We start from the raw sequence: 25,717 nt of genomic DNA on the forward strand, positions 1-25,717 counted from the left end.
TTGCGTCAATTAGTGGCAGAAGGAAAAACAAGTGAAGAGATCCAAGTAGAAAAAGAAAAAATGCTAGCTGGCATCTATCAGTTTCTAACGATCTCATTGGGAACACCGCCAACTGAATTTGATTTTGAGTATCGTGATGAAGAAAAAAATTATCATATCGATCAACAATTGACGCCTCAAATGTTTTACGACAAATATATTGGTGTAAATTTGGATGATTATGTAAGTATCATCAATGCACCTACAGCGGACAAACCTTATGATCGTTCTTATACGGTTGAAATGCTAGGGAATGTCGTTGGGGGCAAAGAAGTCAAATATCTAAATGTCGACATGACGACTTTCAAAAACTTGGCGATTGCTCAACTGGAACAAGGAGAGTCTGTGTGGTTTGGTTGTGATGTTGGTCAATCTTCTACAAGAGATAGTGGGATCATGGCAACAGATGTTTATGAGATGGATGAATTATTCGATTTAGATTTTTCTATGACAAAAGCGGAGCGTTTAGATCATGGAGAAAGCTTGATGACTCACGCGATGGTCTTGACTGGTGTGGATTTGGTTGATGGAAAATCGACGAAATGGAAAGTGGAAAACAGCTGGGGAGAAAAAGTCGGAGATAAAGGATTCTTTGTGATGAGCGACGAGTGGATGGATGAATACACGTATCAAATCGTTGTCCGCAAAGACTTATTGACGGAAGAACAACTAGCAGCTTTCAATGCTGAGCCAACTTTATTAGCACCATGGGATCCAATGGGTGCATTAGCTTAATTACGAAATCAGTAAAAACAGATACAGAAGCCTCGGTGGTTTACTGTGTCTGTTTTTATTTGTTTTCTTGATTTCAGGTTTTTATAAATACCTGTGTTATACTTTTAACTAATAAAGGAGTTGTTGTGGGCGTACTTGATCGATGAATGATCGATCTTGCGAAATAGCAAGGAGGAGCGAAAATGGATATTCAAGAAGTGTTGGCAGAGATTCGTTTAAGTGGGAAAGTTATACCAATTACTGGGGGAGATGTAAATCAAAACTATCGAATTGAAGAACAACAGAAATCTTATTTTTTAAAAATCCATCCTCATGTGACGAAACGCTTTTTTGAAGCAGAAGTGGATGGCTTAAAAGAGTTGGCACCACATGTACGCGTACCTGAAACGTATATGTTAGGGGAAACAAATGAAGGTGCGTATCTATTGATGGAATGGATCGAACCAGGAAAAGGTGATCCACGTGAACTTGCAAAAGATTTAGTGAAGATCCACCGTTCGACTGCACCACAGTTTGGGTTTCGCAAAGATAATTATTTAGGCAGTTTACCACAAATCAATACGTTCGAAGAAGATTGGTGGACGTTCTTTTTTAAAAATCGTTTGGAAGCTCAAATCGATGTGGCTGAGAAAAATAATCGGTGGAATGACACCCGCCAAAAAGAGTATCGGCGGTTGAAAGAAGAAGTATTGAGTCGTGAAGTTCATCAAAAGATCACTCCTAGCCTCTTGCATGGAGATTTATGGAGTGGTAATGTTTTCTATGATAGACAAGGAAGACCAGTGTTTATCGATCCAGCAGTTTCTTATGGGAATCGTGAACAAGATATTGCGATGAGTCAGTTATTCGGCGGATTTCGCCCAGAATTCTTGGAAGCTTATCAAGAAAGCTGGCCATTGGACGAAGGGTGGGAGACTCGCCTGCCACTGTACCAACTCTATTACTTGTTAGCCCATCTCAACATGTTTGGCGAGAGTTATGGCACACAGGTCGATCATATATTAATGAAGAAGTAACTGGAGGTTTTTTCTTTTGACACAAAAATATACAAAAAAACATGAAGTATCTTACTATGAATGTGATATCAATCAAACAATGACGTTTCCGTCGATGTTAGGAGTTGTTATCAAAACTTCGGAAGATCAAAGTGATCATTTAAACCGAGGAACCGATTTTGTTAGCGGATTTGGTTTGACTTGGGTGATCACAAACTATTCAATGAAAATCAATCGCTTGCCTCATGTAGGTGAAAATATCGCTATCACTACACAAGCGATGCAGTACAACAAATTCTTCTGTTATCGTAATTTTTGGATCCATGATGAGGAAGGCAATGAATTAGTTGAGATCGAATCAGTATTTGTCTTGATGGATCTAGTGAATCGTAAGATGAGCAGCGTTAATGAAGAGATCATTGCACCTTTTGAGAGTGAAAAAATCAAGAAAATCAAACGTCAAGAAAAAATTGAGCCAATCGAATCAGGTTTAATGTTACCTTACCGCGTGCGGTTTTACGATATTGATAGTAATCAACACGTGAACAATGCGATGTATTTCAACTGGATCATTGATGTTCTTGGCTATGATTTTCTTACTACGCACACACCTAAACATGTGTTGATCCGTTTTGATAAAGAAGTTGAATATGGCAATGAGATTGAAAGCCATTATGAACAAGTCGCTTCTGGAATAGAGGTAAAAACAAGGCATGAAATCAGAATGCAAGGACAACTGTATTGTGCTGCGAATATCTTGTGGGAGAAAAAAGAGGTAACAAAATAAATCGAGTAGTACAAGTTTATGACAGAAGTGTTTCATCCTTTTCTAATAGGATGAAACGCTGGCTGCTATCATCTTGTACTACTCGATTCGTCTTTTATTGGGTCATAAATTGAATGAGATTTTCTTCTGCTAAGCCACCATTGATGGCGATCAAAAGTTTTAGTCTGGCTTTTTGACTATTGATACTATTACAAAAAATAACCCCCATGTTTGCGAGGTCTTTTCCGCCACCTTCGTAATCGTAGACGGGTTCAGCGATTCCATTGAAACAACGGGATACTAACACGACTGGGATTTTTTGGACCAAAAGTTTCTTTAGCGCAGTCAATGCCTGTGGGGGAAGATTCCCAGCGCCTAATGCTTCAATGACTAAGCCATCAACTTTCGTGTGTGCAAGTGCTTCGAGTAAATCACCTTGCATACCGGCATAGGCTTTGACGATTGGGATCGTTCCTTCGACTGACGCGATACCTAGTCTTTGTACCTCAAGTAATTCTTGCATAAACAAAATGCGATTTTTAGTGATCAAGCCGATTGGTCCTAAGGTAGGGGTACGAAAGGTAGCGACATTTGTCGTATGGGTTTTAGTGACATAACGTGCGGAGTGGATCTCATCGTTCATCACGACCAAAACGCCTTTGTCTTTTGCCTCATCACAGCTGGCTACACGAATGGCACTTTCAAAATTATACAAACCGTCACTACCTAGCTCATTGCTTGAACGCATGGCGCCTGTCAAGACGATCGGTAGTTTGTCGCCAATGGTTGAATCCAGGAAAAAAGCTGTTTCTTCTAATGTGTCCGTCCCATGAGTGATCACGACCCCTTGGATGTCAGAAAGAAGTGCTTGGTTGATTCTTTCTTTGAGTTGTAACATATGTTTAGGCATGATGTGGGGAGAAGGAAGATTAAAAATGTCTTCCATGATCAGATCCACATTCTCAGGGATTTTTACTTCTGCATCTAATAGTGGGTTTGCTACGTCTGGACTGACGCCGCCTGTTAAAGAATTTTCTTTCATGGCGATCGTACCGCCTGTGTGTAAGATAAGAATTTTTTTCATTTTCAGAACTTCCTCACGAATAATTTTGCATAGGGTTTCTTGATTATTGTATACTATATAAAAGAGTTTTGCTACGAATGAATCAATTGAAATCGATCGGCTAGGAATATAAAATGAAGATAATGAATTTTAAACGAATGGAAGTGATTCGCCGTGATCAAAATTGGCTTGACTTCATTTAAAGAACATGACAAATTAACAGGAAAAAAGAATAATACGCTTTACGATTATGCGAGTGTGCTTTCATTCGTCGAATTAGATACAGCATATTATGGGATCCCTAGGAAATCATCGGTGGAGAAGTGGGTGAATGAAGTACCCGCATCTTTTCGCTTCGTGATGAAAGCTTATCAAGGTATTAGCGGTCAAGGGGACTGGCAGAAGTACTATCAATCAGAAGAAGAGATGATCGAGCGTTTTTTAGACGTCATGGCGCCAATGTATGAAGCAGGGAAACTTTTTTGTTTCCTCGTTCAATTCCCCGCTTCGTTCAAGTGTACGAAAGAGAATGTAGCGTATTTAAGAAAACTAAGAAAATGGTTTGCCGGCTATCCGATAGCGATCGAGTTACGTGATTATTCTTGGTATAGTGAACAGTTTCTATCTCGAACAAGACAATTTATGACTAAAGCAATGTCTTCCTTAGCGGTCATTGATGAACCACAACTATTAAATACGACGATTCCTTTTGATCCTTATGTTACAAATCCGGATTTTACGCTTTTTCGTTTTCATGGAAGAAATGAGCAAGGTTGGCAAGCGAATGATCAGGATTGGCGAAAAAAAAGAACGTTGTATCGATATTCTGAAGAAGAGTTGCAAGAACTAGCAGCGGCAATCAAAAAAGTAGAAGGATCAACAAAACAGATCGGTGTGATTTTTAATAATAACTCTGGTGGAGATGCGGCCGAAAATGCCTTGGCGTTACAAAAAATCTTAGGAATCGAACCAGAGGAGCTTAATCCAAAACAAATCGATTTGTTTTGAATAATTGGTTTCTAGCCAATTTTTGTCAATATATGTAAAATATGAACGATGTTTATCAATCAGAAATGATAGTATTGGACCATAAATTTAATCAACGAATAATCGAAAGAGGTGATGGAACTACATGATCAAAGCAGTTTTTTTTGATATCGATGGCACATTAGTCAATAATCAAGCCAAAGCGTTGACTTCAACTAAAGATGCGATTGGACAATTACAAAAAAAAGGCATATTGTGTGGTGTCGCCACTGGACGTAGCCCCGTTAAAATCAAAGAAGTGATCGATGAACTTGAACTAGATATGTTTGTTGTCTACAATGGGCAATTAGTCTTTGATCGTGATCACACGATCGTCGACCAGCCATTTGACAAAAAAGTATTGAACGATATCGTCCACTTTTCGGATGCGTATCATCGACAAATCATTTTTGGTGGACGGGAACAACTGGATGGTTCAACGACGATGATGTTAGGGCAATCGATCGTCATCAAAAAAATAGTGAATCATTTGCCTAAAAAATTTCCGGTACGTCTATTGAAAAAAATCTTACAAGTCTTCAGTCCACATCGGCAACGAAAACGGTATGAAACATTAGCGATATTGAACGAGCCGATCTATCAATGTATTTTATTGAGCCAAACGTCTGAACAAGAAAAACTTGTCCAACGATTTCCAGAATGCTCGTTCCAACGCTCAAATCCTTATACGGTCGATATTATTCCAAAAGGCGGTTCTAAATTGTTAGGAATCAAACAGTTTGCGGAAAATAAAGGTATCGCATTGACCGATATCATGGCATTCGGCGACCATTACAATGATGTTGAGATGCTAAAAGGTGTGGGGATCGGTGTTGCAATGGGGAATGCCCCAACTGCTGTGAAGCAAGAAGCTGATTTTGTTACGGCGACAAATGAAGATGATGGTATTTATAAAGGATTGAAGCATTTTGGTGTAGTACACTGAACGAGTGTCTGTTAGGAGGAAGAATTTTAGTATGGAACCAGAAACACCTTATCAAAAAGTGGAACGATTTCATCGGACGTTTGATCCGAGAATCCCAGATCGACCAACTGCTTTTACTAAAAAACATGCGGATGATCGAGCAGGTTTCAAAATCGAAGAGTTAGTTGAATTTGTGGCAGCAGCGAGTGGTGGCGATGCAGAAAAATTGCATGATTCCGTCCAATATTTGCATCAAGCACTCGATCAAGCAGAGAAAAAAATGCTTACAAAAAAGGCTTGGGGAGAAGAAAGTTTAGTCGAGCAAGTGGATGCGTTGACAGATTTACTTTATTTTACCTATGGCTCTTTTTCGTTACTTGGCGTTGATCCTACCAAGATTTTTGACATCGTCCATCAAGCGAATATGGGAAAACTGTTTCCAGATGGCAAACCCCATTATGATCCAATCACGAACAAAGTAATGAAACCGGACAATTGGCAGAGAGATTATGCGCCAGAAGACAGGATTGCAAAAGAAATCCAAAAGCAAATAAGTAGAGCGGATCAGCTAAAATCTTTCGCAGAAAAACTGTCAGCAAGCGATTAGTTGCTAAAAATATAGATTATCCACGTGCAAAAAAGATTTTTTACGTAGGTAGTGTATGAGTGAACAGAGTGTGTTATAATATAAAATAGATGTCTTTTTGCACGAAAGACGTATTAACAATGTTATGCAAAATCAGATTCGTCTGATCATAAACAAATATAGACAGTAGATGCATATTGAAAACGGAGGAACCTTAAATGGGAAATAATGTTATCATCGGGATCGTCATTGCAATCATTATAGTCGCCATTCTGGCTTTTTTGGTTAGTTACGTAATGAAGAAAAAAAACCAAGATCGATTGGACGTCTTAGAAAAACGCAAGGAAGAATTATTCGACTTGCCTGTGATTGAAGAAGTTGACGATGTCAAAAAAATGCATCTAGTGGGGCAAAGCCAAAATACCTTTCGTGAATGGAGTCAAAAATGGAATGACATTTCTACCTCATCCTTTGCCGAGTTAGAAAGTCAAATCTTTGAAGTCGAAAATCTCAATGAGAGCTTTAGATTCTTAAAAGGGAAAAAAGCAGTCGAAGAAGCCGAAGCAACAATGAACCAAATGGAAAAAGAAGTTGCTGAGATTCGCGATGGTCTGAAAGAGTTGCGTGAAACAGAAGAACGTAATTCCTTGGCTGTTCAACAAGCTTTAGACGTTTATGAGGAATTAAAAGCAACGATTCGTGAGGAAGAACAACAATACGGACCAGCTTTACCTGAGTTACAAAAACAAGTGAAAACCATTGAAAATGAGTTCACACAATTTGTTACTCTAAATACTTCTGGTGATCCAGTTGAAGCGCGTGAAGTGCTAGATAAAGCAGAAAAACACACGTATGAAGTAGATGCTTTAATGAAAAAAATTCCTCCATTATTCGAAGATTTGAATACGACTTTCCCAGCGCAAGTTGAGGAGATCCAAGAGACGTATGACCGCTTGATCAAAGAGGAGTATGTTTTTCCAGAAGAAAACCTAGTTGGCGATATCGAAACGATCAATCGTCGAATCGAACGTTCGTTGATCAATATTGAGAAAACGGAAGTTGAAACTGTAGAATTTGAAAATCGTGAAACGGCCAATCTGATCGATGCACTATATGATATATTAGAGCGTGAGATGGAAGCACAGGCTTTTGTCGCTAAAAACCAAGCAACGATCGAACAGTATATCAAACATGCGACGAAAAACAATCGTCAATTGTTGATCGAATTAGATCATACCGCTCAAAGTTATACATTGAACCATAATGAGATCGGGCGTGTCCGTGGTTTCCAAACAGAAGTGGAAGAGATCGAACGTCAAAACGAGCAGATCAAACCACAGCTGCAACAACACGAAGTTCCTTACTCAGAAGTGAGAACGTTCTACAAAAAAGTTTTCAAAGTGTTAGAAGATATTGAAAACCAACAGGTTGAAATCAGCGATTCTTTACACGAACTAAGAAAAGGTGAAAAAGAAGCGCAAGAAAAAATCGATACATTCGAATTTAAATTGCGTAGTCTTAAACGGTTTGTTGAAAAACAACGATTACCAGGTTTGCCAAATGATTATCTAGAGTTTTTCTTTGTGGCAACAGAACGCATTGAAGAATTGAGTACTGTGTTGAATAAAATCAGAGTCAACATGGATGAAGTCGAACGTCTTGTCGCATTATGCGAAGAAGACTTAGAGTTACTAGATAAGAAAACTCACGATCTAGTGGATGCAGCAGCATTGACCGAACAAATGTTGCAATATGCGAACCGTTATCGCCACACACACGAAGAAGTGAAAGAAGCGATTGAAAAGAGTTATTACTTATTCAATAAAGAATATCACTATCAAGAAGCTTTGGATGAGATCGGCACAGCATTAGAGCGCACAGAACCAGGTGCATTCAAACGAATTGAAGATTTTTACTTCAATCATCCTGATTTAGTATGATCGCGTGATCAAAAAAGACAACACAGGCAATTGCCAAGTGTTGTCTTTTTTTCAGGAACTGAGCCATCATGACCGATCAGTGAGGAGTGTTCAATTGTTTTTATCTTGTCTCAAACAAACGCCTCTTGAAAGCGTAATGGACAACCGTTATAATAGAAAAGAATTTCAAAAAAGAAGGGTTTTATATGATATATTTCGATAATAGTGCGACAACACCGATCTATCCTCAAAGCTTGGATGCGTATGTCAAAACAAGTCAGCGGATCATCGGCAATCCATCAAGTCTACACGATTTAGGGAATCAGGCAAATCGCTTGTTACAGCAAGCAAGAAAACAAATCGCTGAATTAGTTTCTGCCTCTCCTGAAGAAATTTATTTTACATCAGGAGGAACAGAAGGAAACAACTGGGTACTGAAAGGAACGATGCTGGAAAAACTTGGCTATGGCAACCATATGATCATTTCAGGCGTTGAACATCCAGCAGTCAGTGAAACAGCTGAACAATTAACGAAGCTCGGTATCGAAGTGAGTATTGCGCCTGTCGATAAAAGAGGGATCGTACGCATAGATGAGCTGAAAAAATTAGTACGTAAAGAAACGATTTTGGTTTCAGTTATGGCGGTCAATAATGAAGTCGGTGCGATCCAGCCAATCAAAGAAATCAGTACCTTTTTGAATGATCATCCTAAGATTCATTTTCATGTGGATGCAGTACAGGCAATCGGTAAAGTACCTTTGGCGGAGTGGTTGACTGAACGAGTGGATTTTGCCACTTTTTCTGCACATAAATTCCATGGGCCTCGTGGTGTTGGCTTTATTTATTGGAAAAAAGGTCGTCGTTTATCGCCGCTATTGACCGGTGGTGGGCAAGAAAAGAATCAACGTAGCGGAACAGAAAATGTGCCAGGAATCGTCGCGATGGCTAAAGCTTTACGATTAGCATTAGATATCAAAGCACAAAAACCAAACCAAACAGCGTATCTTAAACAAGCATTGATTGAAGCTTTACATACGTATGATAAAGTAACGATTTTTTCTGAGGGTGACGATTATGCACCACACATTTTGTGTTTCTCACTAAAAGGAATCCGCGGTGAAGTACTGGTCCATGCACTGGAAGAAAAACAAATATTTGTTTCTACGACTAGCGCTTGTTCTTCTCGCAAGCACATGGCAAGTAGCACACTACATGCGATGCAAGTTCCCAATGATCTAGCTACTTCCGCTATTCGTGTCAGCTTGGACGAAAGTAATACGATGGCAGAAGTTGAGCAATTCATGATTATTTTCAAGCAGTTGTATAAGAAATTTTCAGTCATCAATTAAGAATCAGAGGAGTGTTTTTTTGAAGTACAGTGAAATTATGGTTCGCTATGGTGAACTTTCAACAAAAGGAAAAAATCGTAGAAGTTTTATTATGCAGTTGGCACAAAATGTCAGACAAGCATTGAGCGATTTTCCTGAAATCAAGATTCATGCAGAGCGCGATCGTATGCATCTCCTTTTAAATGGAGTAGACGGTCAGCTAGTCATCCCTAAGTTAGCAAAAATCTTCGGGATCCAAAACTTTTCACCGAGCGTGCAAGTGGAAAAAGACGTACAAAGTTTAAAACAAGCAGTTCAGGAGATCATGCAAGAAATCTATACAGGAAAAGAAACATTTAAGATCATTGCAAAGCGTAGTGATCATAGTTTTGAATTGAATAGTAATGAACTGAATCAAGCCCTAGGAGATGCAGTCATCGATGTTTTTCCTGATATCCAAGTACAAATGAGAAAGCCAGATATTGCCTTACGTGTGGAGATACGCCGAGATGGTGCTTATCTTTCCTATGAAACGATCAAAGGTGCCGGTGGTCTGCCGGTTGGTACAAGCGGTAAAGGCATGTTGATGCTTTCAGGAGGGATCGACTCACCTGTTGCCGGTTATTATGCTATGAAACGTGGGGTTGAGATCGAAGCGGTCCATTTTGCTAGTCCGCCTTATACAAGTGAACAAGCGTTGCAAAAAGCCAAAGATCTAACAGTCAAACTAACGCCTTATGTAGGAAAAATCGAGTTCATCGAAGTACCATTTACAGAAGTGCAAGAAGAAATCAAACGAGTGGTACCACAAGGTTACTGGATGACGATCACTCGTCGTATGATGCTTCGCTTAACAGACGAGATCCGCCGTATTCGTCATGGCTTGGTGATTTTAAATGGGGAATCTTTAGGACAGGTGGCTTCGCAAACACTTCAAAGTATGGTAGCTATCAATGAGGTTACGAATACACCGATCATTCGCCCTGTAGCGACGATGGATAAACTAGAGATCATCGAAGTAGCGGAACAAATCGATACGTTTGATTTGTCCATCCAACCATTTGAAGATTGCTGTACGATTTTTGCTCCACCGCAACCCAAGACACGTCCGCGACTTGAAAAAGTCCATCAATATGAAGAACGATTGGATATCGATGGCATGATCGAACGTGCATTGGCAGGATTGAAGATCGAAACGATCCACACGGAAACAACGAAGCAACAAGCAGAAGAGTTTTCTGACTTACTCTAAACGCTGGTAGCAGGCAAAAAAGTCCAACTTCAAGAAATAAGTAAGAAAATCAAAAAATAACTTTTTATATTTTTGATTTTCTTGCTTATTTTATTTGTTTTTAAAAGGAGTTGAGCGTCCGCCTATTGCGAGGTTCCTCGTTCCATGCTAAACTGAGATTATGTGAAATGATTAACAAGGAGAAGCGATATGCGAGAAAAATCAGAAACGTTACCCAAAGCAACAGCCAAACGGTTGCCTTTATATTTACGCTATTTGAATATGTTGAATGATTCTGGTGTTCAACGGATCAAATCAAATGAATTCAGTGAAATCACGCAAGTACCTTCCGCAACGATCCGCAGAGATTTTTCTCATTTAGGGGAATTGGGACGAAGCGGTTATGGGTACGATGTTCCCTATTTGATTGAAGTGTTTGATCGGATCTTGAATACAGAAGAAGAAAAAAGAATCGCCTTAGTTGGTTTTGGTAATTTAGGAAAAGCATTAAAGCATAATAATTTCAGAAGAAATGCGAATTTGAATATTGTTTGTGTCTTTGATAATGATCCAGCCATTGCAGGGAAAGAAATCGAAGGCGTGATGGTATACCCTATGGATCGTTTTAGTGAAATCGTTGAAAAAGAAGGCATCAAAGTGGCGATATCAACTGTGCCGAGTAAGTATTCACAATCAGCCATCGATGAGATCGTCAAAGGTGGAATCACTGCGATCTTGAATTTTGCGCCTGATCGTGTCAGTGTCCCGCCACATGTCCATATGCAATACATCGATTTGACTACTGAATTACAGACATTGATTTATTTTGATGAGAATTATTCACAAGTCTTTTCTTCTAAATAACAGCACAGAGAGCGAACAATGAACGTTCCAAGGGTTTGTTTTTCAGCAAATCGATCAGTGATTCATTAAGAGCTTTTATTGACTTTAGATTCTAACCATTGTAAAATGAGTCAAGATGTTGATCAAGAGGAGTAACTAGTCCGACGTTTAGAGAGAGAGAACGAATGGTGGAACGTTCTTAACGAAAGCTAGTGAAGGTAGCTTGGGAGTTTTTATCTTGAATCGAGTAGAGATAAACGAGTAGTGATCGTTAACTCACTTTGAGAGGTAATAGGCAGCTATTACAAATTAGGTGGTACCGCGTAATCTATACGTCCTAAATACGAAAGTATTTTAGGGCGTTTTTTTATTTTAAAGGAGGAACACAGTATGACGGAAGAAAAGAATCTCTCCACAAAGTACAATCCGCAAGAAGTTGAAGCGGGACGTTATCAAAACTGGTTAGACGAAGATTTGTTCAAACCTAGTGGCGACAAGAAAGCAAAACCTTATTCGATCGTTATCCCCCCTCCCAACGTGACTGGTAAACTCCATTTAGGTCATGCTTGGGATACAACATTACAAGATATGTTGATTCGCCAAAAAAGAATGCAAGGGTACGATACGTTATGGTTACCCGGAATGGACCATGCGGGGATCGCGACACAAGCAAAAGTAGAAGAAAAACTACGTGAGCAAGGCGTTTCTCGTTATGATCTTGGTCGTGAAAAATTCATTGATCAAGTATGGGAATGGAAAGAAGAATATGCGGGTCATATCCGTGAACAATGGGCAAAAATGGGCTTATCTTTAGATTATAGCCGTGAACGTTTCACTTTAGACGATGGCTTATCTGAAGCGGTTCGTAAAGTATTCGTTAGCTTGTACGAAAAAGAGTTGATCTACCGTGGCGAATACATCATCAACTGGGACCCGCAAGCACGGACAGCCCTTTCTGACATTGAGGTGATCCACAAAGAAATCGAAGGCGCCTTTTATCATATGAGCTATGAATTAGCTGACGGTTCAGGTGTGGTTGAAATCGCAACGACACGTCCGGAAACGATGCTTGGTGATACAGCGATTGCGGTTCATCCAGAGGACGAGCGATACCAAGCACTGATTGGGAAAAAAGTTATTTTACCTTTAGTTAACAAAGAGATCCCGATCGTAGCCGATGAATATGTCGACATGGAATTTGGAACAGGTGTTGTAAAAATCACACCAGCCCATGATCCAAATGACTTTGAGGTTGGTAATCGTCATGATCTTCCACGAGTGAATGTCATGAACGAAGATGGCACGATGAATGAATTAGCAGGGAAATATCAAGGGATGGATCGTTTTGCAGCACGTAAAGCGATTGTCGCTGATCTAAAAGAGATCGGTCGTTTGATCAAGATCGAAACGATGATCCACAATGTTGGTCACTCTGAGCGTACAGGGGTAGTTGTTGAACCTCGTTTATCGACACAATGGTTTGTAAAAATGGCGCCTTTAGCTGAAAAGGCAATTCAAAACCAAGAAACAGAGGATGCTGTGGAATTCTTCCCACCACGCTTCAACCAAACGTTCTTACGTTGGATGGAAAATGTTCATGACTGGGTCATCTCACGTCAATTATGGTGGGGACATCAAATTCCTGCGTGGTACCACAAGGAAACTGGTGAAATGTATGTCGGTATGGAAGCACCAGCTGATAGTGAAAACTGGATACAAGATCCTGATGTCTTGGATACTTGGTTTAGTTCAGCGTTATGGCCTTTCTCAACGATGGGATGGCCTGACGAAAACAATGAAGATTACCAACGTTACTTCCCAACAAGTACATTGGTAACAGGATACGATATTATCTTTTTCTGGGTAAGCCGAATGATTTTCCAAAGCTTGGAATTTACAGAACGTCGCCCATTTGAAAACGTCTTGATCCACGGATTGATCCGTGATGAACAAGGACGCAAGATGAGTAAATCCCTTGGAAATGGGATCGATCCAATGGAAGTCATTGAAAAATACGGTGCCGATGCGTTACGTTGGTTCTTATCGAATGGTTCAGCACCAGGACAAGACGTACGTTTCAGTTACGAAAAAATGGATGCTTCTTGGAACTTTATCAATAAAATCTGGAATGCTTCGCGTTTTGTTATTATGAACGTAGAAGGGATGACAGTAGAAGATATTGATCTTTCCGGTGAAAAAACAGTAGCTGATCGCTGGATCTTGACTCGTTTGAATGAAACGATCGCTAAAGTGACTGACTTGTTTGAACAATTTGAGTTCGGTGAGGCAGGTCGTCAATTGTATAACTTTATCTGGGATGATTTCTGTGACTGGTATATTGAGATGAGTAAAGAAACACTTTATGGTGAGGACGAAGCAGCAAAACAAACCAACCGTAGTATTCTTGTCCATACACTCGATCAGATCTTACGCTTATTGCACCCAATCATGCCATTTGTAACAGAAGAAATTTGGCAACACATTCCTCATAAAGGAACTTCTTTAGTGGTTGCTGACTATCCAGTCGTTCAACCGGAATATGATGATGAAGCAGCTTCAAAAGGGATGGAAGTACTGAAAGAACTGATCCGTTCTGTTCGTAACATCCGTTCTGAAGTAAATACACCATTATCAAAACCGATCACGTTATTGATCAAAACAAATGATCCGAAGATCGATCAATTCTTGATCGAGAACACTAATTATATCGAACGCTTCTGTAATCCAGAAGAGCTAACGATCTCTAGTGAAGTGACAGCACCGGATCTAGCAATGTCTGCTGTCTTGACTGGCGCGGAAATCTTCTTACCTTTAGCGGGATTGATCAACATTGAAGAGGAAATCCAACGCTTAGAAAAAGAATTAGCGAAATGGACAGGTGAAGTCAAACGTGTACAAGGGAAATTGAACAACGAACGATTTGTTTCCAATGCACCTGATGACGTCGTTGAGGCAGAGCGTGCCAAAGAAAAAGATTATTTAGAAAAACAAGCAGCTGTAAATGAACGTATCGAACAATTAAAATCGATCAATTAGATAAATTAGGCTCTTCGACAAGTAGTGTTGGTGAATTCAAATTGAAAGAATTTCATCGTGAATCAATCTAAGCAGAAAGAAGCTTAGATTGATTCTTTTTTGTATTGGATTGGTCTTGAAAAACTAATCCTTGAATCAAATAAATTCGGTCACGAAAATGGAGAAAGTTACGGTAACCATACGCAACGCGTTTGATTACCTTGATTTTATTGTTTGTCCCTTCTAACGCCCCGTTACTATAGGGTGTTTGAAAGGCATTCTCGATGCCTGTTCTATATTTATTGAAGAAAGTGAGCTTCTTACGAAACCACTCAGGAAGTTGTGTATCTAAGGTGTTCACTACTTCGAAAAAGTAGTTCGTATCCTTTTGTTTATAATGATAAAGAAGGAGTTGGCAGGTGTCATAAGCCAGCTTCAAGGTGGAATCATAGCTTAGTAGTTCATCAACAATTGCTTTTTCAGTCATTGGTCGCTTAAAGGAATAATCATAACGGTAATGAGAACTATTTAATAGATAAGAATCCTTTAGAAGCAACTTCCAGAAACGTTTGAATCGTTTGTACTTCAGGCGATCGTTTTTGCGAGAAGTGTTCATGATTTGTATCCGTAAATGGTTCAATGACCGGTGGATATGTTGGATAATATGAAACCGATCCGTGACAATTTGTGCATGGGGAAAAATACTTTTCGCTAATTCAAAATAAGGAGCGTTCATATCCATGACGATATATTGGACGTTTTCTCTTGCTTGACGGGTGTAGCGAGAGAAATAGGTACGTAAATAAGCAAGTTTACGACTTTCAAGAAGACCTAGAATCTGATTGGTTTGACCATCCATGAAGATAAAGCTCATTTTCCCAACGCAAGATTTCATCGCTTTAAATTCATCAAAGCAAAGAACAGAAGGCAAATAGTCAAAGCGGACTTTCACGTTCTTCACGGCTCCTTTCATGATTCGTAAAATCGTTACATCCGATACGAAGTACCGGATGGCAATGTCTTTTCTACTGGAGTTGATCGCTAATTCTGCCATGATTTTTCGTTTCAAGTCGACAGAAATCGAACAATTTCGATCGACTAAAGAAGTTTCAGCGGAGAAAGTTGCGCCACACTCTTTACATAGAAAGCGAGTTTTTTTAAGACTTAAGACAGTTTTGTTTGAACGAATCGGCAGTAAATGAATCGTGGTTTGGTGAGTACCATACTTAATTACTTGTCCTTCATTTTTAATCCCACATCTTGTACAACAAGAGGGAGTGTAATCTAAGCGACCATGAATCACATGGGAGGTAATCCCTCCTTCTTTCTTTTCAGAAAGCCAATCTGTAGGGAAAATGATATTTTCATCTGTTAAACCGAGTAATTTTTTAGTATGATAGTCCATGGAGATATCCTTTCTTGATGAGTTGGTTTTGGTCGACTTAATTCTATCAATTTGGATATCTCTTTTTCTATCTTTTTTTACAAAAAATAGTGTTAGCAGAAAACAAAATTGTTTTCCACCAACACTAGATATTATAGAACCATAAATTAAGAGAGGTGACGAAAGTTGCCTCTTTTTTTTTTTGAGAAAAAAACTCTTCTGGATTTCATTGTTTCTTACGTGGGCTTTTTTGTTATAATGAAGAGGAATGGGGGAATGGAAACGTGAAAATCGAAGAAGCAATCAATTGGATCCATAGCCGATTACCATTTGGCTCACGTCCTGGGTTAGACAGAGTAGAAGCCTTATTAGAGGTAGTCGGGCATCCAGAAGACAAAGTCAAAACGATCCATATTGCAGGAACGAATGGCAAAGGTTCAACAGTAACTTATTTAAGATATTTATTGGAAGAAGCCGGTTTAACAGTCGGAACATTTACATCCCCATACATTGAATCATTCAATGAACGCATTTCCATCAATGGTCAAGGCATCCCTGATGAATCATTGATCCGACTGGTAAAGAAATATCAACCGCTAGTCGAGCAAATGGATCAATTTGAAGCGGTAGCCGGCATTACTGAATTTGAAACATTGACTGCGATGGCGTTTGATTATTTTCTGGAAGAACAAGTCGACGTTGCGATCATCGAAGTTGGCTTAGGAGGTTTACTCGATTCGACAAATGTTGCAAAACCTTTGTTGACGGGCATCACGACGATCGGCATGGATCATACGGATATCTTAGGCGATACGATCGAAGAGATTGCCGCTCAAAAAGCGGGCATCATCAAACAAAATGTGCCACTAGTCACTGGGAAGATCGTACCAGAAGCGATGGCAGTGATCGAAAAGCAAGCCAAACTAAAAAATGCGCCACATCACGCATGTGGAGAGGATTATACGGTTACCTACAAACATCCGGCAGAAGAATGGGGCGAGATTTTTTCATTCCAAAATGAGTATGGTAAGATCCCCAAGTTGATGATCCATATGATCGGGCAACACCAAGTAGAAAATGCCGGTATGGCAGTTGAAATGTATCAAGTGTATTGCAAATTGATGAATCTCCCATTCCGCGAAAAAGACGTGATGAATGGCTTGAAAAAGGCGCAATGGCCTGGACGAATGGAACGATTAAGTGAAGAACCATTAGTGATTTTAGATGGGGCGCATAATACGCATGCCATGGCACGTTTAGTCCAAAATCTAAAAGAAGAATTCAAAGGGGATCATATCCATCTTTTGTTCTCTGCTTTACGAACAAAAGAGGTTGATAAAATGTTACACCAATTACAAGACATACCAAACGCAACGATCTATGTCACCACTTTTGATTATCCTAAAGCCATCGAGCTGACGGATATCGAAGCAAGCACGGAAGATCAAGTCACCATTGTTTCAATGTGGCAATTTGGACTTGCGGAGATTTTGGAGAAGATGACGGATGAAGATGTTCTTGTAGTAACAGGTTCACTCTATTTTATTTCTGAAGTGCGACATTTACTTGTACAGTTGGGAGGAAAAAATGAAAGTTAATGCAGTGATTTTCGATATGGATGGCTTATTATTTGATACAGAGATCGTATACTATGAGGCATCTCAGACAGTAGCGGATCGAATGGGATTTCCCTACGATAAAGACCTTTATTTACGATTTTTAGGGGTATCTGATGAAGAGGTTTGGGCGAACTACCATACTATTTTTGCAAGTTTTGGTCGAGAAACTGTCCAAAAATTTATTGACGATTCCTATCAAGAAACACTTGACCGTTTTGCTTCAGGGCAAGTGGAATTAAAGCCAGGAGTGTTGGAATTTTTGAACTTTTTGGAAGAACAGGATATTCCAAAAGTGGTAGCATCAAGCAATCAGCGCCATGTGATTGAGCTGTTACTAGAAAAAAATGATCTACGCCATCGTTTTGACACGATCGTCTCCGCTGAAAATGTCAAACGTGCAAAACCAGATCCGGAAATTTTTTTACGTGCCCATGCTTATTTGGGAACAGAAAAAGCAGAGACTTTGATATTGGAAGACTCTCAAAATGGCGTACTAGCCGCTCATGGTGCTGGCATCCCAGTTATCATGGTGCCAGATCTATTAGCACCTTCTGATGAATTAGCTGCAAAAACAACAGCGATTGTGTCTTCACTTCATGAAGTTCCGTCATTGATCGCAAATAAATAAAATAAATGACCTCTTTTTCCGTATCTTATTTTGAGCGCACGGGAAAGGAGGATTTTTTATGGAAACAAATTTACTTCATACAGTTCCATCGACTTCTCTGCCTAGAGAAAGAATGGAGATTTATGGCGAAGATGCATTATCAGACCAAGAGCTTTTAGCAATCTTATTGCGAACCGGTCAGCATCCTTATAATGTATTAGAAATAGCAGGTACGTTATTGAAGAAATTTGGTGGGTTAGCGCTCTTGAGACAAGCAACGTTAGCAGAATTAGAGGCTGTTCGTGGGATCGGTCGCGTCAAAGCTTTGGAAATCAAAGCGTTGATCGAGCTTGGTCGGCGCATCCAAGTCGATCAACTAAGACAAACGAAGACGGTCCATGCCAGTTACGCATTGGCAAAAGAATTGATTTTAGAACTAAAAGATCAAAAACAAGAACATTTAGTTTGTATTTATTTAGATACAAAAAATCAAATCTTGCTAAAAAAAACACTATTTATTGGTTCGCTGGATCAGACGATCGCACATCCGCGGGAAGTGTTCCATTACGCGGTCCGCTATTCGGCTGCACGGCTTGTGATTGCACACAATCATCCAAGCGGCAACGTTCTTCCGTCTAAGCAGGACATGCGATTGACTCGACGCATCCAGGAATGTGGAGAGATGATGGGGATCGAAGTGCTTGATCATCTGATCATTGGGCGCAAACAATATTTTAGTTTGAGAGAAGAAGGATTAATGGAAAAAGAATGATGTAGCTTTCTTGCAAAAAAAAACAACCAAGTGTACAATTATAATGTAATTTTGTTTGGGAATAGAAGTTGAAACATCTGTTGCACCTCTATCGTACACGAGCAATGTTACAATCAAATTAGTGCTTTGGCACGAGGAGGGTATTATTAATGGAAAAAGGAACAGTAAAATGGTTCAACGCTGAAAAAGGATTTGGTTTTATTTCACGTGAAGACGGCAGCGACGTATTCGTACACTTTTCAGCTATCCAAGGTGAAGGATTCAAAACATTAGAAGAAGGTCAACCAGTTACTTTTGACGTAGAAGATTCAGATCGTGGCCCACAAGCTACAAATGTTGAAAAAGCATAATCCATACGAAAATATACTGACATGACGCTTGCTTTCTCATGGAGCGAATCAATTAGTTGATAAAAGGGACTGTGATTACACAGTCTCTTTTTTTTCATCACAAAAAAACCACCAGACGATCGATTTCGTTTGGTGGTTTTGAGTTAGTCTTGATCCGGAGTCATCACCATAGGGATGATCATTGGATGTCTTTCTGTGCGGTCGAACAAGAAAGGTTGCAGTGCGCCGACCATCGCTTCTTTTAGTTTGTGTTCCGAACAATCGGGTGCATTTAGCACATCACGTAATGCGTGGAACAAGATACGTTGCGCTTCATTGATCATATCACCTGATTCTCGCATATAAACGAAGCCGCGAGAAAGGATATCTGGACCAGCAAGGATCTCTTTTTTCTTGATATCGACTGTCGTCACAGCAAGGACAAGTCCTTCTTCAGAGAGCAAATGACGATCTCGTAAAACAACGTTACCGATGTCGCCGATTCCACTACCGTCGATATACACATCACCAGCCACGAATTTACCTGCTAAACGAGCAGAATCACTTGTCAAAGCTAAGACATCACCATTTTCCATGATGAAACAATTCTCCGCTGGGACTCCTGTATCTTGTGCAAGAGAAGCGTGGATCTTCAACATCCGAAACTCACCGTGGACCGGAACAAAATATTTTGGCTTCATCAAACGAAGCATCAGTTTTTGTTCTTCTTGTCCACCATGACCAGAGGTATGGATATTATTGATTTTTCCATGGATCACTTCAGCACCAGCTTCAGACAACAAGTTGATCAAGTGGTTCACGCTTGTTGTGTTACCTGGGATCGGAGAACTAGAGAAAATCACTGTATCATCTGGTTGGATCTGGATTTGACGATGGGTCCCATTCGCAATACGGCTCAAGGCAGCCATTGGCTCTCCTTGAGAACCTGTACATAAAATCATTGTTTCGTTTGCCGGTAAGCGATTGATCTCATGCGCATCAACAAATGTACCATCTGGTACTTTGATGTAGCCAAGACGTTGTCCGTTGACGATCGCATTTTCCATGCTACGACCAAAAACAGCGATTTTTCTGCCAGTTGCTACAGCTGCTTCTGCTGCTTGTTGCAGACGGAAGATATTGGAAGCAAAGCTGGCAAAGATGATACGTCCTTCGATTTTTTCGAAAATCTTCAAAATTGAAAGGCCGATCGTTTTTTCTGATTTTGTGAACGTTGGGATCTCTGCATTGGTACTATCTGAGAGTAGGCAAAGCACGCCTTCTTCTCCGATACGAGCCATTTTATGCAAATTAGCTGGTTCTCCTACAGGTGTGAAATCAAATTTGAAATCTCCAGTGGCAACCACGTTACCAGAAGGCGTTTTGACAACGACACCCAAAGCATCAGGAATACTATGAGTTGTTCGGAAAAAGCTGACTGATGTTTTTCTGAAACGGATCACGGTATCTTCATTGATCTCATTGAGTACAGTATCACGAAGCAGACCATGTTCATCCAGTTTGTTTGTGATCAGTGCTAAAGCTAAAGGCCCAGCATAGATCGGGATATTTGCTTGTTTCAATAAGTAAGGAATCCCACCGATATGGTCTTCGTGTCCGTGAGTGATCACTAATGCTTTTATTTTGTGTATGTTTTGTACGATATAGTTGTAATCAGGAATGACGTAGTCAATGCCAAGCAGTTCATCTTCTGGAAATTTGATTCCAGCATCGATGATGATGATCTCATCTTGGAATTGTACCCCATACGTATTTTTCCCGATTTCACCTAATCCACCAATCGCAAAGACGCCTGTCTCATTATTTTTGATGGAAAGTTTCATCTTAAAACTCCACTAATGTGAATGCTGGGTTTTCTTTTTCGTAGTCTAGATGGTTGCCTTCTAGAAGTTGTACGAATTCGATATTGTATGGGGTATTTTCTTCCACTCGTTGACGTGCTTCAACATCGCTATTTGCCTCGATGTATAGCGACTGTGTTTCTTCACGTTTTGGGTTACGGATTTTTGACTCTTGATAATAAACTTTGTAAATCATTATATATGTCTCCTTTATCTGCATCATGCAGTAATTTAGCGTAGTATTTTTGGACAACACAAAACGAGGGGACTAGCCACCTGTATTTTTTATACTTTAAGAAAAATACTTGATTCTCCTTAAAGAGACAAGCCTCGCATTTGCTTATCCAATTGGAATATTTTTTACTCGGATCCTCTGTATGAAACATACAATAGTTAATTGCTATTCTAGCATAAATCAAGAGATAAGTATAGAAAACGGTCACCGTAAAATGAAAAAAGGTAGCAAAGAAAAATATTTTTCAGAAAAGTTTCTTTTAAAAAAATAGAAGTGTTCTCTAATGGAGGAGAGTGTGCTACTATTGAAAGTAATGGCAAGATAGTTAGAATATTCAAAGGAGATGATAAAGTGAAGTTAATGTGGCATTACACCATGCGCTACAAGAAATATTTGGTGTTGAATTTTATATGTGTATTCGGTTTTATTTTGATCGAGTTAGGTTTACCAACTATTTTAGCACGCATGATCGACGTCGGGATCCTCAATGATGATTTTGACTATGTGAAACAACAAGGGATATTAATGATCGTGATCACGGTGATCGGGATCATTATGAATATATTTTTAGGATATTTTGGTTCTAGGATCACAACGAATATCGTGGCTGACATTCGTGACGATCTATTCAAACATATCCAAACTTACTCACATCAAGAGTATGAAACATTAGGTGTGTCGTCATTGATCACTCGTACGACCAATGATGCGTACCAGATCATGTTGTTTCTACAAAATATTTTGAGAATCGGTTTTATGGCACCGATGATGTTTGTTGTTAGTTTGTATATGGTTATGCGTACCAGTCCATCTCTTGGGCTGTATGTTATTGGCGCGTTGCCATTCTTATTGTTGGCTGTTATTGGGATTGCTAAGTTCTCTGAACCTTTATCAAAAATCCAACAAAAGAATCTAGACAGGATCAATAGTATCTTACGTGAAAATCTATCAGGTTTGCGAGTGATCCGTGCGTTTGTAAATGAAAAATTCGAAGAAAAAAGATTTGAAAAAGTCAATGAGAATTATGCATCAAGTTCTAAGAGTCTCTTTCGTTTGATGGCGGTTGCGCAACCCGGCTTTTTCTTCTTATTCAATATCGTGATGATCTTGATCATTTGGAGTGGTACGCTGCAAATCGCAGATGGTCAATTGCAAGTAGGGAATTTGATTGCTTTTATTGAATATATTTTCCACGCATTGTTTTCATTTATGTTGTTTGCCAGTGTGTTCATGATGTATCCACGGGCAGCAGTATCTGCTAGTCGTATCCAAGAAGCTTTAGATGCTTCACCTGCTATTGTTGAAGATGCCACTGGGGTATCAGAAACAAAAACAAAAGGATACATTGAATTTAAAAATGTAACGTTTGCTTATCCTGGCCATTCGCAAGAACCAGTGATCCGTAATGTGAGTTTCACCGCTTCACCTGGCGAAACCGTAGCATTTATCGGTAGTACCGGTAGTGGTAAATCGACGTTGATCCAATTGATTCCTCGTTTTTATGATGTTACACATGGGGAGATTTTGATTGATGGTGTCGATGTACGTAAGTATCAGTTGAGTAAGTTGAGACAAAAAATCGGTTTTATTCCACAAAAAGCATTATTGTTTACGGGCACGATCGCTGAAAATTTGAGATACGGTAAGGAAGATGCAACACAAGAGGAAATGGAGCGTGCGGCTGATATTGCGCAGGCAACTGATTTTATTTCCAAAAAAGCAGATGGATATGATGAACATCTTTCTGAAGGTGGGGCAAACTTCTCCGGTGGACAAAAGCAACGGTTAGCGATTGCTCGAGCAATTATCCGCCGTCCAGAAATCTATATTTTTGATGATAGCTTTTCTGCACTTGATTATCAAACAGATGCAAAACTTCGCGCAAGGTTGAAAAAAGAAACCACTGACTCAACCGTACTGATCGTGGCGCAACGTGTGGGTACGATCATGCACGCGGATAAAATCATCGTAATGAATGAAGGAGAAGTAGTGGGCATGGGAACACATCGTGAGCTATTGGAAAATTGTCCGATTTATTACGATATCGCCGCTTCTCAATTATCGAAGGAGGAATTAGCATGAAAAAAACCTTCGCTTCTTTTAAACGTTTAGCCCGCTATATCCGTCCGTATCGTTTGACGTTTATCTTAGTACTGTTATTTACATTTTTGACGGTGGCATTCAACGCAGCGCTTCCTTACGTCGTAGGTCTTCCAACGACAGAAATCAGTAAAAACCTAGCAAATAATGAATCCATCAATTTTTCTTATATCATTAACTGTTTGATTTGGATCGCAGTAGTTGGTACAGGGTACTGTATCTCTCAATTACTTTCGGGTGTATTAATGACAAATGTTGTTCAAAGCGCAATGAAAGACTTGCGTAGAGATATTGAAGAAAAAATCAATCGCTTGCCGGTTTCTTATTTTGATAAAAACCAACAAGGAAATATTTTATCTCGTGTAACAAATGACGTAGATGCAGTCAGCGGTGCTTTACAACAAGCATTTATCGGTGTCGTGAATGCGATCTTAGGAATTACGATGGCAGCGGCGATGATGTTTTATATCCAACCAATCATGGCGTTGATCTCAATGATCATGATCCCAGCATCGATTTGGATCTCTAAACGAGTGATCAATGCTTCTCAAAAGTATTTCCAAGAAATGCAAAACTCTTTAGGAGAATTAAACGGCTATGTTCAAGAAAACATGACTGGTTTTAGCGTGTTAAAAGTATATGGCCGTGAGAAAGAAACGTTTGAAGGCTTTCATAAAGTCAATCATAAGTTAAAACATTTTGGATTTAGAGCGGCCTTCATTTCTGGATTGATGATGCCTTTAGTGCAGTTGACGGCGTACGCTACTTACATTGGTATGGCGATTTTAGGAAGCTTTTACGTTATCTCGGGCGTCATCGTTGTTGGGCAACTACAAGCGTTTATCCAATACATTTGGCAAATCAGCCAACCAATGGGAAATGTAACGCAATTATCATCTGTGTTACAAAGTGCCTCAGCAGCGACAAAACGGGTCTTTGAGATTTTAGATGAACCTGAGGAAAAAGAAAACAAAGTCGATGTTCCTTTGCCAGAAACGATTCAAGGAAATGTGTCGTTTGAACATGTCGATTTTGCTTATGATCCGAAGAAACCATTGATCCAAGATCTTAATTTTGAAGTAGCTGCAGGGCAGATGGTGGCAGTTGTTGGACCGACAGGAGCTGGGAAAACAACATTGATCAACTTATTGATGCGTTTTTATGATGTCACACATGGCGCGATCAAGATCGATGGAATCGATACGAAAGCGATGAGTCGTAGTGATGTCCGTTCATTATTTGGCATGGTGCTACAAGATGCTTGGTTATATGAAGGGACAATCGCAGATAATATTCGTTTTGGTAAGCTGGATGCAACGGATTATGAAATCGTTGATGCAGCAAAAACAGCGAACGTCGATCATTTTATCCGGACGATGCCTGACGGATATGATATGGAAATCAACTCAGAGGGAGAAAATGTTTCTCTCGGACAAAAACAATTATTGACGATTGCTCGTGCGGTCGTATCAGATCCGAAGATATTGATTTTAGATGAGGCGACTAGTTCCGTTGATACGAGACTAGAGGCGTTGATCCAAAAAGCCATGGATAAAGTCATGGAAGGACGAACGAGTTTTGTGATCGCTCACCGTCTATCAACTATTCGTGAGGCTGATTTGATCTTGGTCATGGATCAAGGACAAATCATTGAAAAAGGAACACATGAAAGTTTATTAGCAAAAGGCGGTTTCTACGAGAAACTTTATAATAGCCAGTTTGCTGAATCTGCGGAATAACGGAAAGAGGTTTCTAGGGGCAGACAGCCTTCTAGAACCTTTTTTCTTCAATAAAAATGAAAAGAGGGAACGAGATGGCAAGGTTTATAGCAGAAAATGCGACAGTGATCGGTGATGTAGAATTAGGAGAAGATGTCACGATTTGGTACCAAGCAGTGGTTCGTGGTGATAGCAATTGGATCAAGATCGGCAATGGAACCAATATTCAAGACGGAACAGTCATCCATGTTGATCATGATGCACCAGTCGAAATCGCTGAAAATGTCACAGTTGGTCACCAATGTATGCTCCATGGTTGTAAAATCGAAAAGGGTGCGTTGATCGGTATGGGAGCGACCGTGTTGAATCATGCAGTCATCGGTGAAAACAGCTTGATCGGTGCCGGGTCACTTGTGACCGAAGGAAAAATCATCCCGCCGAATGTTTTAGCTTTTGGCCGACCAGCCAAGGTGATCCGTCCTTTAACAGAAGAAGAAATCCGCAAAAATAAACAGAATATCGCGCATTATATCGAGATGGGACAAAAACATGCGGACGGATTTTTCAAAGAATGGCAAAACTAGGTTGATCGCCTGTTTGTATAGCGAAAAAAGAAGGAC

Annotated in this window: 22 protein-coding genes and 1 other annotated feature (1 of these 23 cut by a window edge); of the genes, 18 read left to right on the forward strand and 4 right to left on the reverse strand. The window is 39.8% G+C overall.

The window, feature by feature from the left end; translation table 11 throughout:
• The 3 genes from IGL24_RS03840 to IGL24_RS03850 all read left to right on the forward strand — a co-directional run.
• A protein-coding gene (locus IGL24_RS03840) for an aminopeptidase C (protein ID WP_206856509.1) crosses the window boundary here: on the forward strand, positions 1–774 show its 3' portion. It extends 555 nt beyond the left edge of the window; the window shows 774 of its 1,329 coding nt (coding positions 556–1,329); its start codon lies beyond the left edge, outside the window; the stop codon is at positions 772–774.
• Positions 775–956: 182 nt separating this feature from the next.
• Positions 957–1,790: a fructosamine kinase family protein gene (locus IGL24_RS03845; protein ID WP_207115817.1), complete on the forward strand. Its 834-nt coding sequence runs from the start codon at positions 957–959 to the stop codon at positions 1,788–1,790.
• Positions 1,791–1,806: 16 nt separating this feature from the next.
• Entirely contained in the window at positions 1,807–2,556 is a 750-nt protein-coding gene (locus IGL24_RS03850; RefSeq protein ID WP_207700278.1) for an acyl-ACP thioesterase domain-containing protein, read from the forward strand.
• Between the two features lie 94 nt (positions 2,557–2,650).
• Here the strand turns inward: IGL24_RS03850 and IGL24_RS03855 are convergent, their stop codons facing one another.
• Positions 2,651–3,619, reverse strand: a complete 969-nt coding sequence (locus tag IGL24_RS03855; protein WP_207700279.1) for an asparaginase — start codon at positions 3,617–3,619, stop codon at positions 2,651–2,653.
• Between the two features lie 153 nt (positions 3,620–3,772).
• Between IGL24_RS03855 and IGL24_RS03860 the strand changes: the two genes are divergently transcribed.
• The 8 genes from IGL24_RS03860 to IGL24_RS03895 all read left to right on the forward strand — a co-directional run bounded on the left by IGL24_RS03860 (position 3,773) and on the right by IGL24_RS03895 (position 14,492).
• Positions 3,773–4,606 carry a DUF72 domain-containing protein gene (locus IGL24_RS03860; RefSeq protein ID WP_429968394.1) on the forward strand — a complete coding sequence of 278 codons (834 nt, stop codon included), beginning with the start codon at positions 3,773–3,775 and terminating at the stop codon, positions 4,604–4,606.
• 124 nt (positions 4,607–4,730) lie between these two features.
• On the forward strand, positions 4,731–5,570 hold the full coding sequence (locus IGL24_RS03865) for a Cof-type HAD-IIB family hydrolase (protein WP_207700281.1): 840 nt from the start codon (positions 4,731–4,733) through the stop codon (positions 5,568–5,570).
• Between the two features lie 31 nt (positions 5,571–5,601).
• The gene (locus tag IGL24_RS03870) at positions 5,602–6,156 is read left to right on the forward strand and encodes an HAD family hydrolase (RefSeq protein ID WP_207700282.1); all 555 of its coding nucleotides are present in this window, start codon (positions 5,602–5,604) and stop codon (positions 6,154–6,156) included.
• Positions 6,157–6,353: 197 nt separating this feature from the next.
• Positions 6,354–8,075 carry a septation ring formation regulator EzrA gene (locus IGL24_RS03875; protein ID WP_206856525.1) on the forward strand — a complete coding sequence of 574 codons (1,722 nt, stop codon included), beginning with the start codon at positions 6,354–6,356 and terminating at the stop codon, positions 8,073–8,075.
• 185 nt (positions 8,076–8,260) lie between these two features.
• Entirely contained in the window at positions 8,261–9,403 is a 1,143-nt protein-coding gene (locus IGL24_RS03880) for a cysteine desulfurase family protein (protein ID WP_207700283.1), read from the forward strand.
• Positions 9,404–9,422: 19 nt separating this feature from the next.
• A complete protein-coding gene (gene thiI / locus IGL24_RS03885; RefSeq protein WP_207115812.1) occupies positions 9,423–10,634 on the forward strand; it encodes a tRNA uracil 4-sulfurtransferase ThiI in 1,212 nt (403 codons plus the stop codon).
• A gap of 189 nt (positions 10,635–10,823) precedes the next feature.
• On the forward strand, positions 10,824–11,477 hold the full coding sequence (locus tag IGL24_RS03890; protein ID WP_206856533.1) for a redox-sensing transcriptional repressor Rex: 654 nt from the start codon (positions 10,824–10,826) through the stop codon (positions 11,475–11,477).
• A gap of 109 nt (positions 11,478–11,586) precedes the next feature.
• Positions 11,587–11,799: a binding site (T-box leader), on the forward strand.
• 47 nt (positions 11,800–11,846) lie between these two features.
• Positions 11,847–14,492 carry a valine--tRNA ligase gene (locus tag IGL24_RS03895; protein WP_206856538.1) on the forward strand — a complete coding sequence of 882 codons (2,646 nt, stop codon included), beginning with the start codon at positions 11,847–11,849 and terminating at the stop codon, positions 14,490–14,492.
• A gap of 67 nt (positions 14,493–14,559) precedes the next feature.
• On the opposite strand, the gene IGL24_RS03900 is transcribed toward IGL24_RS03895, so the two are convergent.
• A complete protein-coding gene (locus IGL24_RS03900; protein WP_207699991.1) occupies positions 14,560–15,876 on the reverse strand; it encodes an ISL3 family transposase in 1,317 nt (438 codons plus the stop codon).
• A 263-nt stretch (positions 15,877–16,139) separates the two neighbouring features.
• On the opposite strand from IGL24_RS03900, the gene IGL24_RS03905 reads away from it, so the two are divergent.
• The 4 genes from IGL24_RS03905 to IGL24_RS03920 all read left to right on the forward strand — a co-directional run bounded on the left by IGL24_RS03905 (position 16,140) and on the right by IGL24_RS03920 (position 19,203).
• Positions 16,140–17,453 carry a glutamate ligase domain-containing protein gene (locus IGL24_RS03905; protein WP_207115811.1) on the forward strand — a complete coding sequence of 438 codons (1,314 nt, stop codon included), beginning with the start codon at positions 16,140–16,142 and terminating at the stop codon, positions 17,451–17,453.
• Positions 17,443–18,102 carry an HAD family hydrolase gene (locus IGL24_RS03910; protein ID WP_207115810.1) on the forward strand — a complete coding sequence of 220 codons (660 nt, stop codon included), beginning with the start codon at positions 17,443–17,445 and terminating at the stop codon, positions 18,100–18,102. The genes IGL24_RS03905 and IGL24_RS03910 overlap by 11 nt, the downstream gene beginning before the upstream one ends.
• 58 nt (positions 18,103–18,160) lie before the next feature.
• Positions 18,161–18,853 carry a RadC family protein gene (gene radC / locus IGL24_RS03915; RefSeq protein ID WP_206856541.1) on the forward strand — a complete coding sequence of 231 codons (693 nt, stop codon included), beginning with the start codon at positions 18,161–18,163 and terminating at the stop codon, positions 18,851–18,853.
• A 149-nt stretch (positions 18,854–19,002) separates the two neighbouring features.
• The gene (locus IGL24_RS03920) at positions 19,003–19,203 is read left to right on the forward strand and encodes a cold-shock protein (RefSeq protein WP_206856542.1); all 201 of its coding nucleotides are present in this window, start codon (positions 19,003–19,005) and stop codon (positions 19,201–19,203) included.
• 143 nt (positions 19,204–19,346) lie between these two features.
• Here the strand turns inward: IGL24_RS03920 and rnjA are convergent, their stop codons facing one another.
• Together rnjA and IGL24_RS03930 are read right to left on the reverse strand one after the other, a co-directional pair.
• Entirely contained in the window at positions 19,347–21,026 is a 1,680-nt protein-coding gene (gene rnjA, locus IGL24_RS03925; RefSeq protein ID WP_429968395.1) for a ribonuclease J1, read from the reverse strand.
• 1 nt (position 21,027) lies between these two features.
• Positions 21,028–21,240: a DNA-directed RNA polymerase subunit epsilon gene (locus IGL24_RS03930; protein ID WP_206856544.1), complete on the reverse strand. Its 213-nt coding sequence runs from the start codon at positions 21,238–21,240 to the stop codon at positions 21,028–21,030.
• A 390-nt stretch (positions 21,241–21,630) separates the two neighbouring features.
• On the opposite strand from IGL24_RS03930, the gene IGL24_RS03935 reads away from it, so the two are divergent.
• From IGL24_RS03935 to IGL24_RS03945, 3 genes are all read left to right on the forward strand, one after another.
• Positions 21,631–23,361 (forward strand): ABC transporter transmembrane domain-containing protein, encoded by a 1,731-nt coding sequence (locus tag IGL24_RS03935; RefSeq protein WP_207115809.1) that lies wholly within the window; start codon positions 21,631–21,633, stop codon positions 23,359–23,361.
• The gene (gene efrB, locus IGL24_RS03940; RefSeq protein ID WP_206856548.1) at positions 23,358–25,118 is read left to right on the forward strand and encodes an ABC transporter ATP-binding protein; all 1,761 of its coding nucleotides are present in this window, start codon (positions 23,358–23,360) and stop codon (positions 25,116–25,118) included. Before IGL24_RS03935 ends, efrB begins: the two co-directional genes overlap by 4 nt.
• Positions 25,119–25,192: 74 nt before the next feature.
• Positions 25,193–25,681, forward strand: a complete 489-nt coding sequence (locus IGL24_RS03945; protein WP_206856549.1) for a gamma carbonic anhydrase family protein — start codon at positions 25,193–25,195, stop codon at positions 25,679–25,681.
• Positions 25,682–25,717: the final 36 nt, after the last annotated feature.

It is taken from the genome of Enterococcus sp. DIV2371, from assembly GCF_050498525.1.
In the GTDB taxonomy this organism is placed as follows: Bacteria; Bacillota; Bacilli; order Lactobacillales; family Enterococcaceae; genus Enterococcus_B; species Enterococcus_B mangumiae.

Coding starts and splice junctions, on each gene's coding strand:
- IGL24_RS03845 (WP_207115817.1), top strand. CDS start 957: ATGGATATTCAAGAAGTGTTGGCAGAGATTCGTTTAAGTGGGAAAGTT.
- IGL24_RS03855 (WP_207700279.1), bottom strand. CDS start 3,619: ATGAAAAAAATTCTTATCTTACACACAGGCGGTACGATCGCCATGAAA.
- IGL24_RS03865 (WP_207700281.1), top strand. CDS start 4,731: ATGATCAAAGCAGTTTTTTTTGATATCGATGGCACATTAGTCAATAAT.
- IGL24_RS03870 (WP_207700282.1), top strand. CDS start 5,602: ATGGAACCAGAAACACCTTATCAAAAAGTGGAACGATTTCATCGGACG.
- IGL24_RS03875 (WP_206856525.1), top strand. CDS start 6,354: ATGGGAAATAATGTTATCATCGGGATCGTCATTGCAATCATTATAGTC.
- IGL24_RS03880 (WP_207700283.1), top strand. CDS start 8,261: ATGATATATTTCGATAATAGTGCGACAACACCGATCTATCCTCAAAGC.
- IGL24_RS03890 (WP_206856533.1), top strand. CDS start 10,824: ATGCGAGAAAAATCAGAAACGTTACCCAAAGCAACAGCCAAACGGTTG.
- IGL24_RS03895 (WP_206856538.1), top strand. CDS start 11,847: ATGACGGAAGAAAAGAATCTCTCCACAAAGTACAATCCGCAAGAAGTT.
- IGL24_RS03900 (WP_207699991.1), bottom strand. CDS start 15,876: ATGGACTATCATACTAAAAAATTACTCGGTTTAACAGATGAAAATATC.
- IGL24_RS03910 (WP_207115810.1), top strand. CDS start 17,443: ATGAAAGTTAATGCAGTGATTTTCGATATGGATGGCTTATTATTTGAT.
- radC (WP_206856541.1), top strand. CDS start 18,161: ATGGAAACAAATTTACTTCATACAGTTCCATCGACTTCTCTGCCTAGA.
- IGL24_RS03920 (WP_206856542.1), top strand. CDS start 19,003: ATGGAAAAAGGAACAGTAAAATGGTTCAACGCTGAAAAAGGATTTGGT.
- rnjA (WP_429968395.1), bottom strand. CDS start 21,026: ATGAAACTTTCCATCAAAAATAATGAGACAGGCGTCTTTGCGATTGGT.
- IGL24_RS03930 (WP_206856544.1), bottom strand. CDS start 21,240: ATGATTTACAAAGTTTATTATCAAGAGTCAAAAATCCGTAACCCAAAA.
- efrB (WP_206856548.1), top strand. CDS start 23,358: ATGAAAAAAACCTTCGCTTCTTTTAAACGTTTAGCCCGCTATATCCGT.
- IGL24_RS03945 (WP_206856549.1), top strand. CDS start 25,193: ATGGCAAGGTTTATAGCAGAAAATGCGACAGTGATCGGTGATGTAGAA.